Source organism: Streptomyces hyderabadensis, assembly GCF_020404845.1.
GTDB lineage: Bacteria > Actinomycetota > Actinomycetes > Streptomycetales > Streptomycetaceae > Streptomyces > Streptomyces hyderabadensis.
The window spans coordinates 80,928-98,779 of the sequence record NZ_JAIOJZ010000016.1 but is presented as its reverse complement, the minus strand read 5'-3'; the positions used below and the strand labels follow the sequence as shown (position 1 = coordinate 98,779).

Here is a 17,852-nt window from a genome sequence, read left to right as displayed (position 1 = left end):
ACGGCTCCTGTCAAAACTAGGGGACTGTCAGCCCGTCCGGCGCTTGAGGACGAGGCCGTCCAGGCCGAACGGGGGTCCAGGGGGCAGAGCCCCCTGGCGGGGGTCGAAGGGGCAGAGTCCCTGGGTTCGGGACGGGAGGGGCGGCGGGGGCGAACCCAACAGGGCGGCGGGGGGCGAACCCACCCGCCTAGGAGGCGAACAACCGCACAGCCCAAGCGGCATGCGCCTCGGCCCCGATCTCCAGCAGCGGCGCCGACCGCGCGGGCAGCACGTCGACCCCGTCGGTCACGACGCGCTCGCCCGTCTCCACGGCCTCCTGAGCCACCCGGTCCATGTCGTCCGAGAGCCGCGCCAGCACCCCCGTCGCGTCGAACGGATCGAGACCGAGCAGCCGCACGACGGCCGTCGCGGGCCCGCTCACCCCCTCGTAGAGGGAGCAGTACGCGGCGTCGAGCGGCCCGAGACCGGCCGCACGCGCGGCCAGTCCCAGCACCACGGGCTGGTGGGCCCCCTTGGGGAACCGCGAGGCCAGGGCGTCGAGTTCGGGGCTCGGCCAGGTCGCCCGGGCGGCCCGCATCAGCTGCCGACCCAGCCTGCGCGCCGCCACCCGCAGGGCGGGCGACGGGGTGCGGGCGTCGGCGGCCCGGTCGAGCTGCCCCGGGTCGACACCGAGGGCGGCGGCCGCCGCGACGCACGCCGCGACGACCCCGCTCGTGTGCAGCCGCCCCCGGCAGAAGGACTCCAGGCTCGCGGCGTCGGTGATGCGTCCCGCCCGGACGGCGGCCTCCGCCCCGCCGGAGTGGGCGTGCCCGCCGGCGGGGAAGCGGCCGTCCGCGAGGACGAGCAGTGCGGCGCGGGTCATCCCGGCGCTCAGAAGAGGAAGTACCGCTGGGCCAGCGGCAGCTCGGCGACGGGGGCGGGTTCGACGAGTTCGCCGTCGATGGTCACCGCGAAGGAGTCCGCGGCCACCTCCACCCGGGGCAGCGCGTCGTTCTGCCGCATGTCGGCCTTGGTGCGGCCGCGCGTGGACCGGATGGGCACGAAGGACCGTCCGAGTCCGAGCCGCTCCGGCAGCCCGTCCTCCACGGCCTGCTCGGACACGAAGTTGACCGAGTTGGTCGCGGGTGCGGTCCCCAGGGCCCCGAACATCGGGCGCGGCAGGACGGGCTGCGGCGTGGGGATGGAGGCGTTGGCGTCGCCCACCTGCGCGTACGCGATCTGGCCGCCCTTGATGACGAGCTGCGGCTTCACCCCGAAGAAGCGGGGGTCCCAGAGCACCAGGTCGGCGAGCTTGCCGCTCTCCACGGACCCGACCTCGTGCTCGATGCCCTGGGCGACGGCGGGGTTGATGGTGTATTTGGCGACATAGCGACGGGCCCGCAGGTTGTCGGCGCGGGTGTCACCGGGCAGCAGGCCGCGCCGTCGCTTCATCACGTGCGCGGTCTGCCAGGTCCGCAGGATCACCTCGCCGATACGGCCCATCGCCTGGGCGTCCGACGACATGATGGAGATCGCCCCCATGTCGTGCAGGATGTCCTCGGCCGCGATGGTGCTGGGCCGGATCCGGGACTCGGCGAAGGCGAGGTCCTCGGGGACTGCGGGGTTCAGGTGGTGGCAGACCATCAGCATGTCGAGGTGTTCCTCGACGGTGTTGACGGTGTGCGGCCGGGTCGGGTTGGTCGACGCCGGCAGCATGTTGGGCAGCGACACCGCCGTGATCATGTCAGGTGCGTGGCCGCCGCCGGCGCCCTCCACGTGGAAGGCGTGCAGGGTGCGGCCGGCGACCGCGTCGAAGGTGTCGCCGACGAAGCCGGCCTCGTTCAGGGTGTCGGAGTGGACGGCGAGCTGGACGCCGGACTCCTCGCACACGTCCAGACAGGCGGAGATGACGGCGGGCGTCGCACCCCAGTCCTCGTGGATCTTGAAGCCGAGGACGCCGGCGCGCAGTTGGTCGCGCATGGACTCCTTCGACATGGTGCTGCCCTTGCCGAGGAAGCCGATGTTGACGGGGCTGGACTCCAGGGCGGCGAACATCCGCGCGAGGTGCCAGGCACCGGGCGTGACGGTGGTCGCCTTGCTGCCCTCGGCCGGGCCGGTGCCGCCGCCGATGAGGGTGGTGACGCCGGACGCCAGCGCCTCGTGGACGGCGTCGGGCGCGATGAAGTGGACGTGGGTGTCGATGCCGCCCGCGGTGACGATCTTGCCGTTGCCCGCGACGATCTCCGTCTCGGGGCCGATGACCAGGTCGGGGTGGACACCGTCCATGGTGTCGGGGTTGCCGGCCTTGCCGATGCCGGTGATCCGCCCGTCGCGGATGCCGATGTCGGCCTTGACGATCCCCCAGTGGTCGATGATCACGGCTCCGGTGATCACCGTGTCGGGGGCGCCTTCGGCTCGGGTGGTGCACGCCTGCCCCATGGACTCGCGCAGCACCTTGCCGCCACCGAAGACGGCTTCGTCTCCGGAGCGGCCGGGGCCGCCGGAGCGGTCCTCCTCGATCTCGACGAGCAGGTCGGTGTCGGCGAGGCGGATGCGGTCGCCGGTGGTCGGGCCGAACAGGTCGGCGTAGGCGGTGCGGGACAGTTCAGGCATCGAGGGCACCTCCGGTCGCGCCGCGCAGTCCGACGACGACCCGGGCGCCCGCGAGGGGGACCAGCCGCACGTCGACGGGGATGCCGGGCTCGAACCGGACGGCGGTGCCGGCGGCGATGTCCAGCCGCCTGCCGTGCGCCGCGGCGCGGTCGAACTCGAGACCGGGGTTGGCCTCGGCGAAGTGGTAGTGGGAGCCGACCTGGACGGGCCGGTCGGCGGTGTTGAGCACGGTCAGGCGGGTGACTTCGAGGCCCGCGTTGAAGGCGACCGGCTCGTCGGCGAAGAGGATCTCTCCGGGGATCACGACTGCCGCCCCCGTCAGATGATCGGTTCGTGGACGGTGACCAGCTTGGTGCCGTCGGGGAAGGTGGCTTCGACCTGCACGTCGTGGATCATCTCGGGGATGCCCTCCATGACCTCGTCGCGCTGGATCAGCTTGCGTCCGGAGGCCATGAGTTCGCCGACGCTGCGCCCGTCCCGGGCGCCTTCGAGGATGTGCGCGGTGATCAGCGCGACGACCTCGGGATGATTGAGCTTGACGCCTCGTGCGCGGCGCTTCTCCGCCACGTCCGCGGCCACATGGATGAGCAGTCTCTCCTGCTCGTGCGGGGTCAGTTGCATTTACCACCTCACAGGGCATCACGCCAGGACCGGACGGTCCGGCAGCCGCGGCCACCGCGACGGCTCTAGATGTAACACACATGGAGCAGCCCGAACGCACCCGCCGGTTCCGAAAAACCGCAGGTGGATCGGGGTGCAGACTAGGGCTACAGTGTTACGGCCACGTCACCCGGTTTTGACCGATTGATTACCGATGCCGTCGGCGACTTCCAGCGTGTCCGCATTACGACGGGTTCGGCCCGCGATGCTCTGCGGCGATGCCGAAGCGGTGGTGCTCCCGCGGGGGCGCGGCGCCCGGGTCGTGGACCGCGGCAACCGAGGTGACCACCTGGCCGTCCGGGGACTCCTGGGCCTCTTCCAGGCTTTCGAGGTCGGCGGCTGAGACGAGGGCGACGAGAGGCTTGCCGTGCCGCGTCACGACGACGCGCTCGCCGCCGTACACCACCCGGTTGATCAGGTCGGCCAGCTCGGCCCTGGCTTGCGTCACCGGAATCTCGTAGGCCATGACCCCAGCTTACGGTTTGCCCTTCTCCACTCCCGAGAAGCGTACGTCCTGTACATTTTTTACAGAGAGCGCAGCCGACGCCGGTTCTGCCACGAGGAGGGGTTCGCCATGACCCGACCGTCCGCCCGCCACGTCCTGCCCGAGTTCACCGAACGCACGAGCGACCGGGCCCGGATGACGGACCCCTACTCCAAGCTGCTCCAGGAGCGCATCGTCTTCCTCGGGACGCCGATCGACGAGACCTCGGCGAACGACGTGACGGCCCAGTTCATGCACCTGGAGCACCAGGCGCCGGACCGGGACATCGAGCTCTACGTCAACTCGCCCGGCGGCTCCTTCACCGCCATGACGGCGATCTACGACACGATGCGCTACGTCACCTGCGACGTGGCGACGACCTGCCTCGGGCAGGCCGGTTCGTCTGCCGCGGTGCTGCTGGCGGCGGGCACCCCGGGCAAGCGCGCCGTACTGCCGGGCGCCCGGGTGGCGATCCACCAGCCGGCGCTCACCGAACCGGTGGAGGGCCGGGCGAGCGACCTGGCCGTCCACGCCGCCGAACTGCTCCGCGTCCGCGCCCGTCTGGAGGAGAACCTCGTACGGCACACGGGCCGCACGCCTGAGCAGATCCACGCGGACGTCGAGCGGGATACGGTCCTGGACGCGCAACAGGCCCTGGAGTACGGGATGGTGGACCGGATCGTGCCGGGGCGCAGGACCCCGCCCGCATCGCCCGGCGCGAGGTGATCCGCCCGTGCTGCCACCTGAGTTGCCGCCGCTGCCCGCCCTGACCCGCGCCGAGGCCGAAGTCATCGACCGCTACCTGGACGTCGTCGACCTGCTCGGGCGCATCAACCCCGGGCGCGACGGCGACACCTACGGCGGCCTGCGGGCCGCCCAGGCGCTGGTGGGCAAGGCCACGGCGCTGCGTGACGCGCTGGCACTGATGCACCGGCGCGGCGAGACGGAGGTGCACGCCGCCACCCTGGCCCGGGCGCTGCGGGTGCTGGACGGCGAGCGCCGGACCGCGCGGGTCGGCCTCCCGCCGCACACCGGGAGCTGAGAAGGTCCGAGTCGAAACGGACCAAAAGGCGTACCCCCTTTCGGCGTAGGAACACCTCCGATTCGTGGCCGGTCGAAGTTGCGGCGCCCCGCGCCCGGCCGGTGCGATGCGCCGTTCCGCCGCTGGTCCCGGGGCCCTCGCCGCACTCGGCGGCACCTGGAACACGAGCCGGCGACCCGAACGGGCGAGTGGGACGTAACAACACAAAGGGCACGTTCCGGTGGGAATTCCCCACGGTGCGGGACAAGATCCGTGACTGACGACAAGCCCCCGCCGCAGCGGCGGGGCGGTCCGGGCGGACGCCGAGTCCTGCCGCCGTCCGGACGACCGGTCGCGAGGAAGTGGATCGGCAGGAGTGGAGGACCCGAGCACGACGGGTCGCCGGCACCGCCGCCTCCGCGAGAGGCGCCGGACCGAGCGGTCCTTGGGGTGAAGCCGCACGCGTGCGGCCGGGCAACTTCGCCAGCCCGAATCCGACAGGTCATCCTTCACAGGCGGCTGACGAAGGGTTGCGCATGTCCGCGCTCAATCGTGTCCCGTCCCTGATGGCTCGTGCCGGTACGGCCTCTGCCCTCACCCTCGCCGCCGTGGGCGGCTCCGTCGTGGTTCCCGGTGTCGCCGCCGAGGCGGCCGCGGCGAGCCATGCCACCAAGGCCCTCAAGATCGCGGCCTCCAAGAAGGGCTCCCCGTACCGCTGGGGTGCCACCGGACCGCACCGGTTCGACTGTTCCGGCCTGACGCTGTACTCGTTCAAGAAGGCCGGCAAGAAGCTGCCGCGCACCGCGGCCCAGCAGTACAACCAGACCCGCCATGTCTCCGCCAAGAACCGCAAGGCCGGTGACCTGGTGTTCTTCCACTCGGGTCGCAGCGTCTACCACGTCGGCATCTACGCCGGGAAGGGCAGGCTCTGGCACGCTCCGAAGACCGGGGACGTGGTGCGCCTGCAGAAGATCTGGACCTCAAGCGTCTGGTACGGCCGGGTCAAGTAGCCCGTCCGCGGGGGTGACGGCGTTCTGCCCCGCCGTCACCCCCGCGGGCGCGACCGGCCCGCCCGGGGGCGTCCAGGGCAGTTCGATGGAGATGGTCTTGCCGCCCTCGCGCGTGGGGCGCACTCTCAGCCGGCCGCCGCACTCGGCGGTGAGCCAGCGGATGATCACCATGCCCCGCCCGTTGTCCTGCTGGACGGCGGCGGGCAGCCGCTTGGGGAAGCGCGGATGGCTGTCCGTGACGCCCAGGCGCAGCCGCTCGTCCCGGTCGAGGACGAGGTCCACCGTGAAGGTGGGCGACTGCCCGAAGGTGTGCTGGACCGCGTTGGTCGCCAGTTCGGAGACGATGAGCCGCACGGTCTCGGACAGATCCGCGTCGCCGGGCAGCCCCCACTCCGCCAGGGTGCCGACCACATAGGTCCGCGCGGCGGCCACCGAGGCGGGATCGCTCGGCAGAGTGACGGATGCTTCCAGATGGTCTGCCATGGCGACGTCGTCCCTTTCTCACGGGACCGCAGGCCCGACACGGAGCGGATGGTTCGAGTACGGTCCCGGACTGGTGCTTCGCCGCCAGACTGCCACCAACAGACCCGTGGAGGGCGGCGATCCACCAAGATATGCATATATCTGTCGCTCGAAGCGGTGAACTCTGCGACGGCAGAGCGTATTCGGGCGGCTCATAAGGAGTAGGGGAGTTGTCCCATGCAGCACGGTCCCGTGGTGCGCCGCCGGAAGCTGGGCGCGGAACTGCGCGCCCTGCGCACGTCGGCGGGCATCACCAGCGGTGAGGCGGCCCGGCTCGTGGGCTGGCACCAGTCGAAGATCAGCCGGATCGAGACGGGGACGAGCGGGGCCAAACCCTCCGACGTGCGGTTACTGCTGGACGCCTACGGTGTGGACGACGAGCAGCTGCTGGGGCTGCTGGTGACGCTGGCGCGCTCCGAGGACGCGGCGGGACGCAACCACTGGTGGCACGCCTACCGCGGCGTGCTGCCACCGACGTACCGCGACTTCATCAGCCTGGAGTCGCAGGCCAGCGCGATGCGCACGCTGGAGACCACGGTGGTCCCCGGGCTGCTCCAGACACCGGAGTACGCCCGCGCGGTGACGCGGGCCGCGGTGGACGGCATGCCGGCCGACCGGCTGGACACGCTGGTGGAGGTCCGGCTGGCCCGGCAGGACGTGCTGCGCGGCGAGCCGCCGCTGGAGCTGAGCGCGGTCCTGGACGAGGCCGTGCTGCGCCGGGAGGTGGGCGGTCCCGGGGTGATGGCCCGTCAACTGGCCCGGCTGGTCGAGGCCGCGCGACTCCCCCATGTCCGCCTCCAGGTCCTGCCGTTTGCCGCCGGGGCGCACATCGGTGTCACCGGCCCTTTCGTAATCTTCTCCTTTTCGAGCACTTCTGATCTGGACGTGGTTGTTCTCGACCACTTGACGAGTAGCCTGCATCTCGAACGGAAAGAAGACCTAGAGGCCTACACCGAGGCCTTCAACGCCCTTCTGATCCATGCCCTTTCGCCCGAGGACTCGTTGGACTTCATCGCCGCGACCGCGGCAGGCGCGTAAGGAGGCACCATGTCAGGCTCCCTGTCCGAACGTCCCCGGAACATCCCTGTCAGCACCGATATGACCGGTGCGCGGTGGCTGCGCAGCAGCTACAGCACCGGAGCGAACAACTGCGTGGAGACGGCCCGTCCGTCGGCCGACCGCTGGGCCGGACTGCTCGCGGTGCGCGACTCCAAGAACCCGGCCGGGCCCGCCCTGCTCTTCTCCCCCGAGAGCTGGACGACGTTCACCGCCGCAGTCCACCGCGGCTGACCCGCCGTACACCGGACGGCGCACGGCCGTGTCCCGCCGACTCATGGCCGCGTGTCGCCGATCACCCGTACAGCGCGCTCGATCTGTTCCCGGGAGAGGTCCCCGCGAGCGGTCAGTCTGAGCCGTGAGATGCCGTCGGGCACCGAAGGAGGGCGGAAGCAGCCCACGGCCAGGCCGGCCGCCCGGCAGTCGGCCGCCCACCGTACGGCCCCCTCCGGGGAGGGTGCGCGCACCGAGACGACCGCGGCGTCCGGACGTACCGCGTCCAGGCCCGCGGCGGTCAGGCGCGCGTGCAGTTCGGCGGCGACGGCGCGGGCCCGCGCGGCACGCTCCGGTTCGCGGCCGAGCAGCCGGAGCGCCGCGAGGGCCGCCCCCGCCGCCGCGGGGGCGAGTCCGGTGTCGAAGATGAACGTACGGGCCGCGTTGACCAGGTGGTCGATCACCCGGGCGGGGCCCAGCACGGCGCCGCCCTGGGCGCCGAGCGACTTGGACAGCGTGACCGTCACGACCACGTCCTCGCTGCCCGCGAGGCCCGCGCCCTGCGGGGCGCCCCGGCCGCCGTCGCCGAGTACGCCCAGGCCGTGGGCGTCGTCGACCACCAGTCCGGCCCCGTGCGCCCGGCACGCGTCGGCCAGCGCGGCCAGCGGCGCGGCGTCGCCGTCGACCGAGAACACCGTGTCGGAGACGGCCACGGCGGGCCCCTCGTGGGTGGCCAGCGCCTTGCGCACGGCGTCCGGGTCGGCGTGCCCGACGACCTGCGTGGTGCCCCGGGCGAGCCGGCAGCCGTCGATCAGCGAGGCGTGGTTGCCCGCGTCGGAGACGACGAGGCTGCCGTGCGGTGCCAGCGCGGTGACCGCGGCGAGGTTGGCCGCGTACCCGGAGGAGAACACCAGCGCGGCCTCGAACCCGCAGAACCCGGCCAGTTCGCGTTCGAGTTCGGTGTGCAGCGCGGTGGTGCCGGTCACCAGCCGCGAGCCGGTGGCGCCGCCGCCCCAGGTCCGCGCGGCCGCGGCCGCCCCCTCGACGACCTCCGGATGCCGGGCCAGCCCCAGGTAGTCGTTGCTCGCCAGGTCCAGCAGCGGCGACGCCGCCTGACGGGGGCGCAGCACCCGTACGAGCCCGGCCTCGCGGCGCGCCCGGTCCTGCTCGTCGATCCAGCCGAACGCCATGGGGCGGTCCTCCGGGGTTTTGTAGGCAATGAACAGACATTAGCGGTCCGGCCACCCCCGCGAGGTGTGGCAATACCCACACGTCGATCTGTCAGTGTTGTGCGAACTCTCCTTGGCCGCGAACGGCCCCTTAGGACAGGATCGGCTCTCATGGACCTGCTGAACACGCTGGTGGACAAGGGGCTTCGGCGCGAGGCGCCGACCCGCGAGGAGGCGCTCGCCGTCCTCGCCACTTCCGACGACGACGTGCTCGACGTGGTGGCCGCGGCCGGAAAGGTGCGCCGTCACTGGTTCGGCCGACGGGTGAAACTCAACTACCTCGTCAACCTCAAGTCGGGCCTGTGCCCGGAGGACTGCTCCTACTGCTCGCAGCGGCTCGGCTCCAAGGCGGAGATCCTCAAGTACACCTGGCTCAAGCCCGACCAGGCCTCGGCAGCGGCCGCGGCGGGAGTGTCCGGGGGTGCCAAGCGGGTGTGCCTGGTGGCCAGCGGACGCGGTCCGACCGACCGGGACGTGGACCGGGTCTCCGACACCATCAAGGCCATCAAGGAGCAGAACGAGGGCGTCGAGGTCTGCGCCTGCCTGGGGCTGCTCTCCGACGGCCAGGCGGAGCGGCTGCGGGCGGCGGGTGCCGACGCCTACAACCACAACCTCAACACCTCCGAGGCAACGTACGGGGACATCACGACCACGCACACGTACGCCGACCGGGTGGACACGGTGCACAAGGCGCACGCGGCCGGACTGTCCGCGTGTTCGGGCCTCATCGCGGGCATGGGCGAGAGCGACGAGGACCTGGTGGACGTGGTCTTCTCGCTGCGCGAGCTGGACCCGGACTCGGTGCCGGTCAACTTCCTGATCCCGATGGAGGGCACGCCGCTGGCCAAGGAGTGGCACCTCACCCCGCAGCGGTGCCTGCGCATCCTGGCGATGACGAGGTTCGTCTGCCCGGACGTCGAGGTGCGCATCGCGGGCGGACGCGAGGTGCACCTGCGCACCATGCAGCCACTCGCCCTGCACCTGGCCAACTCGATCTTCCTCGGCGACTACCTCACCAGCGAGGGCCAGGCGGGCCACGCCGACCTGGAGATGATCGCGGACGCCGGCTTCGAGGTGGAGGGCGCCGGGGAGGTCACCCTGCCCGAGCACCGCGCGGCCGCCCGGGACGGCGGCTGCGGCGCGCACGAGGGCGACGGCGGATGCGGGTCGCACGGAAGCGGTGGCGGCTGCGGCGCGCACACGGGCGGCGGGGTGTGCGCCCCTGCGCCCGCGGCCACCACCGCGCCCGCGGCCGCCACCGGGCCGCGCCCCGCCAAGGAGCCCCGTACGGACCTGGTGGCGGTGCGCCGCCGCGGGGCCGGGACGGACCTCGCGCCCAATGCCTGAGCCCGCGTTGAACGTCGCCGAGCTGCTGGCGCTGGACCGGCGGCACGTCTGGCACCCGTACGGACCCATGCCCGGCCGGCAGGACCCGCTCGTCGTGGAGTCGGCGAGCGGGGTCCGGCTGCGGCCGGCCGACGGCTCCGGGGAGCTGGTCGACGGGATGTCCTCCTGGTGGTCGGCGATCCACGGCTACAACCACCCGGTGCTGAACGAGGCCGCGCGCGAGCAGTTGGAGCGGATGAGCCACGTGATGTTCGGCGGGCTCACCCACGAGCCCGCCGTACGGCTGGCGAAGCTCCTTGTCGACATGTCACCCGAAGGCCTGGAGCACGTGTTCCTGGCCGACTCCGGGTCGGTGTCGGTCGAGGTCGCCGTCAAGATGTGCCTGCAGTACTGGCGTTCGCTCGGCCGTCCCGGCAAGCAACGCCTGCTCACCTGGCGCGGCGGCTACCACGGCGACACCTGGCAGCCCATGTCGGTGTGCGACCCGGAGGGCGGGATGCACGAGCTGTGGTCCGGCGTCCTGCCGCGCCAGGTCTTCGCGGACGCGCCCCCGGCGCAGTACGAGGAGGCGTACGCCGACCACCTGCGGTCGCTGGTCGAGCGGCACGCCGGCGAACTGGCCGCGGTGATCGTGGAGCCGGTGGTGCAGGGCGCGGGCGGGATGCGCTTCCACTCCCCCGCGTATCTGCGGGTGCTGCGGGAGGCGTGCGACGCGCACGACGTGCTGCTGGTGTTCGACGAGATCGCGACCGGCTTCGGGCGCACCGGCGCGCTGTTCGCGGCGGAGCACGCGGCGGTGACGCCGGACGTGATGTGCGTGGGCAAGGCGCTGACCGGCGGCTATCTGACGATGGCGGCCACGCTGTGCACGTCGCGGGTGGCCGACGGCATCTCCCGCGGCGAGGTGCCGGTGCTGGCCCACGGACCGACGTTCATGGGCAATCCGCTGGCGGCGGCCGTGGCCTGCGCGTCGATCGGGCTGCTGCTCGGCCAGGACTGGCGCGCGGAAGTGAAGCGGATCGAGACGGGCCTCGGCGAGGGGCTCGCGCCCGCCGCCGGGCTGCCGGGCGTGCGCGACGTGCGGGTGCTCGGCGCGATCGGGGTGGTGCAGCTGGACCACCCCGTCGACATGCGGGCGGCGACGGAGGCGGCCGTGCGCGAGGGCGTGTGGCTGCGCCCGTTCCGCGACCTGGTCTACACGATGCCGCCGTACGTCACGGGCGACGCGGACGTGGCCCGCATCGCCCGCGCGGTGTGCGCGGCGGCACGGAAGGGATGAGATGCCGGTACTGGTGATCACGGGGACGGGCACGGAGGTCGGCAAGACGGTCGTGACCGCCGCCGTCGCCGCGACGGCCCTGGCGGGCGGCCGGTCGGTGGCCGTGCTGAAGGCCGCGCAGACGGGGGTCGGACCGGACGAGGCCGGGGACGCCCAGGAGGTGGCACGGCTCGCGGGTGACGTGACGGTCGCCGAAGTGGCCAGGTTCCCCGAGCCGTTGGCGCCGGGCACGGCCGCGCGCCGGGCCGGGCGGGCGCCGGTGCGCCCCGGCGAGGTCGCGGAGGCGGCGGCCAAACTGGCCACCGAACACGACCTGGTGCTGGTCGAGGGCGCGGGCGGGCTGCTCGTGCGCTTCGACGCGGCCGGCGGGACGCTGGCGGACGTCGCCGGTCTCCTGGACGCACCGGTGCTGGTGGTGACCTCGCCGGGACTGGGCACGCTCAACACCACGGAGCTGACGGCGCGCGAGCTGCGTTCCCGCGGCCTGGAGCTGCCGGGGCTGGTGATCGGCAGCTGGCCGGGGTCCCCGGACCTCGCCGCCCGCTGCAACCTCGCGGACCTCCCGGACGTGTCCGGCGCCCCCCTCCTCGGCGCCGTGCCCGCCGGAGCGGGGAGCCTCTCCCCGGCGGCCTTCCGCTCGTCGGCACCCGACTGGCTGGCGCCCGCGCTGGACGGCACCTGGGACACGGACGCCTTCGTCACCCGGCACGCTCCGTGACCGTCCCCCTGGGGGCGCACGGCCCCGGGCCCCGGCCAGGACAGGCGAACGGGCAGGTCCGGCCCCTCGCCGACCGCCGGCGGGCGGGCCCCGCCGACCGGCGGTGGGCGGTCGGCGGGACCGGACCACGCCCGCAGTGAGGGCGCCCCGGGGCCAGAGCCGGTCAGGGGGCGCTCCGAGAGAGTCGCTCGCGCGGTGGGTGCGGGGCGGCGGGGCGGGGGACAATCGCGGTGAGGCGTCACCTCGTGAGGGAGGTCCCATGCCGCTGCGATCCGCCCGGGCCCGCGGGGTGCCGCACGACGCGGTGCACCATCCGCTCTTCGCCCGCTACTACGCCCGGTTCAGTGTGAGTGCCGAGACCCGGATGGGCATGGCCCGGGTACGCGAACGGATGCTCACCGGGCTGTCCGGGCGGGTGATCGAGGTCGGCGCGGGAAACGGGCTGAACTTCTCGCACTACCCGGGCACCGTCTCCGAGGTCGTCGCCATCGAACCCGAGCGCGTGCTGCGTCAGTTGGCGGTGGAGTCGGCGCAGCGCGCCGGGGTGCCGGTGGACGTGGCACCGGGTGCGGCGGAGGCCCTGCCGGTCAAGAGCGAGGCCTTCGACGCGGCCGTGCTCTCGCTGGTACTGTGCAGCGTCCGGGACGTGCCCCGCGCGCTCGCGGAGCTGCGGCGGGTCCTGCGGCCGGGCGGACAGCTGCGGTTCTTCGAGCACGGCCTGGGCGGCGGGCGGGTGATGACCGCCACCCAGCGCGCGCTCGACCGGACGCTGTGGCCTCCCCTGTCCGGCGGCTGCCACCTCTCGCGCGAACCGGTGGCCGCGCTGCGGGACGCGGGCTTCACGCTCGGGCCCTACCGGCAGGTGATGATGCCGGAGAACGGTCCGGCCCTGCCGAGTTCGTACTGCGTCCTGGGCACGGCCTGGCGCCCGTCCTGACCGGCGGGCCCGATCTGCGCCGCCGTCACCCGCTCCAGCCGCGCAGCTCGTCCGCGATCTCCTCGACCGACGCCTCGCCCTTCTTCACCAGCAACGCGAGGTCACGCACCCGTTCGGGCGTGGTGGCGACCCGCACCCCGCTGGCGACCAGGTAGGCGTAGGCGACCGCGGAGGCGAACAGGGCGTTGGAGCGTTCCAGCGCCGGGACGTGGATCAGCAGCTGGAGCAGCGCGGCGGCGCGGGCGTGCGGGGTGTCGTACACGGGCGTGCCGAATATCTCGGCCCGGTGGCGCGCGACGGCGGCGACCAGCGCTCCCCAGTCGGTGACCTGCGGATCACCGGGGGTGCGCTGCTCGGCCAGCATCAGCAGCCAGGCGAGATCGATGGTGAGGTCGTTCATCCGGTGGGTGTGCGACGGCTCAGCGACGGCCCTCGGCGATCTCCTCGGCGAACACCTTCTCGTACTGCCGCATGAAGTCGGCGGCGGCCTCGACGAAGGTGCGGCCGGCCTCGCCGGTGTCCTGCCGGACCAGTTCCTCGATGTAGCGGTTGACGCTCAGGCCCCGGGCCAGGGCCTTCTCCCGGGCCGCCCGCGCGGTGCCCTCGTCCACCCGCACGTTCAGCTGGGCCTTCTGGGTCTTCGCCATACCTCGAAGCTAGCGCCGGAGCGCTAGCAGCGGCAAGGGCGCTCGGCGGTCTTCCCGTTCCGGCCGCGGGAGTGATTGACTCGCCGTGACCGGAAGCCCCCTGTGCGTGAGGAGAGTTCATGTCGCGCCCGTTCCGCTTCGGCGTCAACCTGACGAGCGCCGCCCCCGCAGACGAGTGGGACGCCAAGTGCCGGCGGGCCGAGGAACTCGGCTACGACGTGATCCTGGTGCCGGACCACCTCGGCATGCCGGCGCCGTTCCCGGCCCTGGTCGCCGCGGCCCGGGCCACCGAACGGCCCCGGCTGGGCACGTTCGTGCTCAACGCGGGCTTCTGGAATCCGGCGCTGCTGGCCCGGGAGGTGGCGACCACCGACGCGCTGACCGGCGGGCGGCTGGAACTCGGGCTCGGCACCGGCTACGTACGCGCGGAGCACGACACCGCCGGACTGGCCTTCGGCTCGCCGGGCGAGCGGGTGGACCATCTGCGGCGCACGGTGGAGGAGCTGGAGCGGCTGCTGGGCGACGAGGAGCACCTGCCCCGGCCCGTGCAGCGCCCCGGGGTGCCGCTGCTGATCGGTGCGAACGGCGACCGGATGCTGGAGCTGACCGCCCGGCACGCGGACGTCGCCGCGTTCACCGGCGGGCGCACCGTGCGGGGCAGCACGACGGGCCGGCTGGCGCCGATCACGGCCGAGGAGCTGGACGAGCGCGTCGCCCGGTACCGGGAGCTCGCCGCCGGCCGCAAGGAGCCGGCGGAGCTGAACCTGCTCATACAGATGGTCGCCGTCACGGAGGACCGCGAGTCCGCCGTCCGGCCCTACCTGGAGCGCATCCCTCATCTCACCCCGGAGCAGGTGCTGGAGCTGCCGATCCTCCTGGCGGGCACCCTGCAGCAGATCACCGCGCAGGTGCGGGCGCAGCGCGAGCGGTACGGCTTCACCTATCTGACGGTGCTGGAGCCGTTCATGGAGGCCTTCGCGCCGGTGCTGCGGGCCCTGCGCGAGGACTGACCCCCCGCCGCGCGCCGCGGCCGCGACGCCGGGGGCCGGGCCGGTCCGCATGCCGGAATCACCGCACGGGGCTCCGGCACGCGTGGTGGGATCGCGGCATGACCGATCTGCGCATACGGCCCGGCGGGCCCGAGGACCTGGACACCGTGCTGGCCTTCTGGAAGACGGCCGCCGAGGGGACGAGCATCAGCGACGACCGGGCGGGCGTGGAGCGCCTGGTGGCGCGCGACCCGGAGTCCTTGCTGCTGGCCGAGCGCGACGGGGAGCTGGTGGGCACGGTGATCGCGGGCTTCGACGGCTGGCGCTGCCATCTGTACCGGCTGGCGGTGCACCCGGACCACCGGCGCCGGGGCATCGGCTCGGCCCTGCTCGACGCGGCCGAGGAGCGCTTCGTCCGGCTCGGCGGGCGCCGCGGGGACGCGATGGTGCTGGTGCGCAACGAGCGGGCCCGGCATGCCTGGCGGGCCGCCGGGTACGAGCCGCAGGAGCAGTGGCGGCGCTGGGTGAAGCACCTCGGCGACCGAGCGGCCGCGGAGTGAAAGGTTGAAGGCTTGAGCATCGGGCGAACCTCCGGGTCCTGGCCGATCATGGGTCCGAGGTGACCCGATGACCGAAGTGCTCCTGCTGCTGGTGGCGATCCTGCTCTCGCTCGCGTGCGGCGCCTTCGTCGCGGCCGAGTTCTCGCTGACCACCGTCGAACGGGGCGAGCTGGAGCGGGCCGCGGCCCGTGGTGAGCGGGGCGCGGCGAGCGCCCTCAAGGGCGTCCGGAACCTGACCTTCCAGCTCTCCGGCGCGCAGCTCGGCATCACGGTCACCAATCTGGTGGTCGGCATGCTCGCCGAGCCGTCGGTCGCGGCGCTGATCGCGGGGCCGCTGGAGGACCTGGGCGTGTCGCGTTCGGCGGCGTCCTCCCTGGCGCTGGTGCTGGGCACGGCCCTGTCGACGGTCTTCCTGATGATCGTCGGCGAGCTGGTGCCGAAGAACTGGGCGATCTCCTCGCCGTTGGCCGTGGCCAAGCGGGTGGGCGGCCCGCAGCGCTGGTTCAGCGCCGCCTTCCGGCCCTTCATCACGCACCTGAACAACACCGCCAACCGGGTGGTGCGCCGCTTCGGTGTAGAGCCCGCCGAGGAGCTGGCGTCCGCGCGCGGTCCGCAGGAGCTGGCGGCGCTCGCCCGGCACTCCGCCAAGGAGGGGGCGCTGGAGGCGGACACCGCCGAGTTGTTCGTGCGCACGCTGAACCTGGCCGATCTGACGGCCCAGCAGGTGATGACCCCGCGGGTCCAGGTCGTGGCCCTCGACGCCAGGGCGACGTGCGAGGACGTGGCGAACGCGACGCGGGCGACGGGGCTGTCCCGGTTCCCGGTCTACCGGGACAGCCTCGACGCCGTGGTCGGGACGGCGCACGTCAAGGACGTGCTGGCGGTGCCCGCCGAGCGGCGGCCCGGGATGCCGGTCGCCGACCTGATGCGCGAGCCGCTGCTCGTCCCCGAGTCGCTGACCGTGGACCGGCTCCTGGACCGGCTCTCCGGGCGGCGCACCATGGCCGTGGTGATCGACGAGTACGGGGGCACGGCGGGGGTGGCCACGCTGGAGGACATCGTCGAGGAGGTCGTCGGCCAGGTGCGGGACGAACACGATCCGCACGAGACGCCCGACCTGGACCCGGCCGGCACGGACGAGGCGGGCCACGCGCTGTACTGGGCGGACGGCTCCGCCCGCGTGGACCGGCTGGAGCGGCTGGGGCTGCGGGTGCCCGAGGGACCGTACGAGACGGTCGCGGGGCTGGTGGCGGCCGGTCTCGGCCACATCCCCGTCGTCGGCGACAGTCTCGACGTGGCCGGCTGGCGGCTGGACGTGGTGGACGCCACGGGGCGCAGGGCCGCCCGGGTGCTGATGCACGCACCTCTCGACGACACCGCCGACACGGCGGACAGCCCCGACGGGACCGACCGGCCCGACGCCGGTTCCGGCGGCGGTTCCCGCGGTGGTTCCGGCGGCGGGGAGGACGAAGGGGAGGCCGGCCGGTGACCGCCGTACAGCTGCTGATCGGTCTGGCGACCCTGGTCGTCAACGCGTTCTTCGTGGGCGCCGAGTTCGCGCTGATCTCCGTGCGCCGCAGCCAGGTGGAGCCGTACGCCGAGGAGGGCGACGCCCGGGCGAAGCGGGTGCTGTGGGGCCTTGAGCACGTGTCGGCGCTGCTGGCGGCGGCGCAGCTGGGCATCACGCTGTGCACGCTGGTCCTCGGCGTGGTCGCGGAACCGGCGATCGCGCATCTGCTGGAGCCGGTGTTCCACGCGATGGGCGTGCCCTCGGGCGCCGGGCACGCGGTGTCCTTCGTGATCGCCCTGGCGCTGGCGACGTATCTGCACATGCTGCTGGGCGAGATGGTGCCGAAGAACATCGCGCTGGCCGAGCCGGTGCGCAGCGCGCTGCTCCTCGGGCCGCCGCTGGTGGCGCTCTCCCGGGCCCTGCGTCCGGTGATCTTCACGGTCAACGCCTTCGCGAACGGGCTGCTCAAGCTGCTCAGGGTCGAGGCCAAGAACGAGGTGGCGGCGACGTTCACGGACGCGGAGCTGGCCCAGATCGTCAAGGACGCCGGGGAGGCCGGGCTGATCGACGACCGGGCCAGGGAGCGGCTGTACGACGCCCTGGAGCTGGGACGCCGGCCCGTGCGGGACGTGGTGCTGCCGCTGGAACGCGTCGTCCACGCGCGCGTGGGCATCACCCCGGAGCAGCTGGAGCGGCTGTCGGCGCAGTCGGGGTTCTCCCGCTTCCCCGTGGTGGACGACGGGCGGCGGATCGTCGGCTACCTGCACGTGAAGGACGCCCTGGACGCCTCGCCGCGCGACCTGCCGTTCCGCCTGCGGGACATGCGGCCCATCGCCCGGGTGCGCGAGCGCACCCCGCTGGACGACGTACTGACCGCCATGCGGCGCAGCCGTACCCACCTGGCGGCGGTGCTCGGCTCCGACGGACGGCTGGCCGGTCTGGTGACCATGGAGGACGTCCTGCGGGAGCTGTTCGGGCAACGGACCTGAGCCCGCCGCCTCCCGGGCCCGCGGACCGGAGCACCGGAGGGCGACCGACCGGTGGGTATGTGCAGGGGACACAGGCGATACCATTTCCG

General features: G+C 73.0%; 22 protein-coding genes. 13 read left to right on the top strand and 9 right to left on the bottom strand.

What is annotated here, in order from left to right; translation table 11 throughout:
* Positions 1–187 precede the first annotated feature (187 nt).
* The 5 genes from K7854_RS15010 to K7854_RS14990 form a co-directional block, all read right to left on the bottom strand.
* Positions 188–862 (bottom strand): urease accessory protein UreF, encoded by a 675-nt coding sequence (locus tag K7854_RS15010; protein WP_226026988.1) that lies wholly within the window; start codon positions 860–862, stop codon positions 188–190.
* An 8-nt stretch (positions 863–870) separates the two neighbouring features.
* On the bottom strand, positions 871–2,592 hold the full coding sequence (locus K7854_RS15005; protein WP_226026987.1) for an urease subunit alpha: 1,722 nt from the start codon (positions 2,590–2,592) through the stop codon (positions 871–873).
* Positions 2,585–2,896, bottom strand: coding sequence for an urease subunit beta (locus tag K7854_RS15000; protein WP_226026986.1), 312 nt, complete (start codon positions 2,894–2,896; stop codon positions 2,585–2,587). Before K7854_RS15000 ends, K7854_RS15005 begins: the two co-directional genes overlap by 8 nt.
* 14 nt (positions 2,897–2,910) lie before the next feature.
* Positions 2,911–3,213, bottom strand: a complete 303-nt coding sequence (locus K7854_RS14995) for an urease subunit gamma (protein WP_059297606.1) — start codon at positions 3,211–3,213, stop codon at positions 2,911–2,913.
* 223 nt (positions 3,214–3,436) lie between these two features.
* Positions 3,437–3,718: a type II toxin-antitoxin system Phd/YefM family antitoxin gene (locus K7854_RS14990; RefSeq protein WP_226026985.1), complete on the bottom strand. Its 282-nt coding sequence runs from the start codon at positions 3,716–3,718 to the stop codon at positions 3,437–3,439.
* Positions 3,719–3,826: 108 nt separating this feature from the next.
* On the opposite strand from K7854_RS14990, the gene K7854_RS14985 reads away from it, so the two are divergent.
* The 3 genes from K7854_RS14985 (at position 3,827) to K7854_RS14975 (ending at position 5,767) form a co-directional block, all read left to right on the top strand.
* Positions 3,827–4,462, top strand: a complete 636-nt coding sequence (locus K7854_RS14985; RefSeq protein ID WP_226026984.1) for an ATP-dependent Clp protease proteolytic subunit — start codon at positions 3,827–3,829, stop codon at positions 4,460–4,462.
* A 7-nt stretch (positions 4,463–4,469) separates the two neighbouring features.
* Positions 4,470–4,778: a hypothetical protein gene (locus tag K7854_RS14980; RefSeq protein ID WP_226026983.1), complete on the top strand. Its 309-nt coding sequence runs from the start codon at positions 4,470–4,472 to the stop codon at positions 4,776–4,778.
* A 515-nt stretch (positions 4,779–5,293) separates the two neighbouring features.
* Entirely contained in the window at positions 5,294–5,767 is a 474-nt protein-coding gene (locus tag K7854_RS14975; protein WP_226026982.1) for a C40 family peptidase, read from the top strand.
* Here the strand turns inward: K7854_RS14975 and K7854_RS14970 are convergent.
* Positions 5,738–6,250, bottom strand: coding sequence for an ATP-binding protein (locus tag K7854_RS14970; protein ID WP_226026981.1), 513 nt, complete (start codon positions 6,248–6,250; stop codon positions 5,738–5,740). The genes K7854_RS14975 and K7854_RS14970 overlap by 30 nt on opposite strands.
* Positions 6,251–6,466: 216 nt before the next feature.
* Here K7854_RS14970 and K7854_RS14965 point away from each other — a divergent pair, with 216 nt between their 5' ends.
* Positions 6,467–7,327 carry a helix-turn-helix domain-containing protein gene (locus K7854_RS14965; RefSeq protein WP_226026980.1) on the top strand — a complete coding sequence of 287 codons (861 nt, stop codon included), beginning with the start codon at positions 6,467–6,469 and terminating at the stop codon, positions 7,325–7,327.
* A 9-nt stretch (positions 7,328–7,336) separates the two neighbouring features.
* The gene (locus K7854_RS14960) at positions 7,337–7,579 is read left to right on the top strand and encodes a DUF397 domain-containing protein (RefSeq protein WP_226026979.1); all 243 of its coding nucleotides are present in this window, start codon (positions 7,337–7,339) and stop codon (positions 7,577–7,579) included.
* 41 nt (positions 7,580–7,620) lie between these two features.
* Here K7854_RS14960 and K7854_RS14955 read toward each other — a convergent pair whose 3' ends face one another.
* The gene (locus K7854_RS14955; protein ID WP_226026978.1) at positions 7,621–8,748 is read right to left on the bottom strand and encodes an 8-amino-7-oxononanoate synthase; all 1,128 of its coding nucleotides are present in this window, start codon (positions 8,746–8,748) and stop codon (positions 7,621–7,623) included.
* 150 nt (positions 8,749–8,898) lie between these two features.
* Here K7854_RS14955 and bioB point away from each other — a divergent pair, with 150 nt between their 5' ends.
* The 4 genes from bioB (at position 8,899) to K7854_RS14935 (ending at position 13,068) form a co-directional block, all read left to right on the top strand.
* The gene (gene bioB, locus K7854_RS14950) at positions 8,899–10,134 is read left to right on the top strand and encodes a biotin synthase BioB (protein WP_226026977.1); all 1,236 of its coding nucleotides are present in this window, start codon (positions 8,899–8,901) and stop codon (positions 10,132–10,134) included.
* Positions 10,127–11,413 (top strand): adenosylmethionine--8-amino-7-oxononanoate transaminase, encoded by a 1,287-nt coding sequence (locus K7854_RS14945; RefSeq protein WP_226026976.1) that lies wholly within the window; start codon positions 10,127–10,129, stop codon positions 11,411–11,413. Before bioB ends, K7854_RS14945 begins: the two co-directional genes overlap by 8 nt.
* A gap of 1 nt (position 11,414) precedes the next feature.
* Positions 11,415–12,131, top strand: coding sequence for a dethiobiotin synthase (gene bioD, locus K7854_RS14940; RefSeq protein ID WP_226026975.1), 717 nt, complete (start codon positions 11,415–11,417; stop codon positions 12,129–12,131).
* A gap of 259 nt (positions 12,132–12,390) precedes the next feature.
* Entirely contained in the window at positions 12,391–13,068 is a 678-nt protein-coding gene (locus K7854_RS14935; protein WP_226026974.1) for a class I SAM-dependent methyltransferase, read from the top strand.
* 25 nt (positions 13,069–13,093) lie between these two features.
* Here the strand turns inward: K7854_RS14935 and K7854_RS14930 are convergent, their stop codons facing one another.
* Both K7854_RS14930 and K7854_RS14925 read right to left on the bottom strand, forming a co-directional pair.
* On the bottom strand, positions 13,094–13,468 hold the full coding sequence (locus tag K7854_RS14930) for a fic family toxin-antitoxin system, toxin component (protein WP_226026973.1): 375 nt from the start codon (positions 13,466–13,468) through the stop codon (positions 13,094–13,096).
* A 19-nt stretch (positions 13,469–13,487) separates the two neighbouring features.
* Positions 13,488–13,715, bottom strand: a complete 228-nt coding sequence (locus tag K7854_RS14925) for a toxin-antitoxin system HicB family antitoxin (RefSeq protein ID WP_226026972.1) — start codon at positions 13,713–13,715, stop codon at positions 13,488–13,490.
* A gap of 119 nt (positions 13,716–13,834) precedes the next feature.
* Here K7854_RS14925 and K7854_RS14920 point away from each other — a divergent pair, with 119 nt between their 5' ends.
* The 4 genes from K7854_RS14920 (at position 13,835) to K7854_RS14905 (ending at position 17,763) form a co-directional block, all read left to right on the top strand.
* The gene (locus K7854_RS14920; RefSeq protein WP_226026971.1) at positions 13,835–14,725 is read left to right on the top strand and encodes an LLM class F420-dependent oxidoreductase; all 891 of its coding nucleotides are present in this window, start codon (positions 13,835–13,837) and stop codon (positions 14,723–14,725) included.
* Positions 14,726–14,823: 98 nt separating this feature from the next.
* On the top strand, positions 14,824–15,264 hold the full coding sequence (locus tag K7854_RS14915) for a GNAT family N-acetyltransferase (RefSeq protein ID WP_226026970.1): 441 nt from the start codon (positions 14,824–14,826) through the stop codon (positions 15,262–15,264).
* Positions 15,265–15,331: 67 nt separating this feature from the next.
* Positions 15,332–16,753 (top strand): hemolysin family protein, encoded by a 1,422-nt coding sequence (locus tag K7854_RS14910; RefSeq protein ID WP_226026969.1) that lies wholly within the window; start codon positions 15,332–15,334, stop codon positions 16,751–16,753.
* Positions 16,750–17,763, top strand: a complete 1,014-nt coding sequence (locus tag K7854_RS14905; protein ID WP_226026968.1) for a hemolysin family protein — start codon at positions 16,750–16,752, stop codon at positions 17,761–17,763. The genes K7854_RS14910 and K7854_RS14905 overlap by 4 nt, the downstream gene beginning before the upstream one ends.
* Positions 17,764–17,852: the final 89 nt, after the last annotated feature.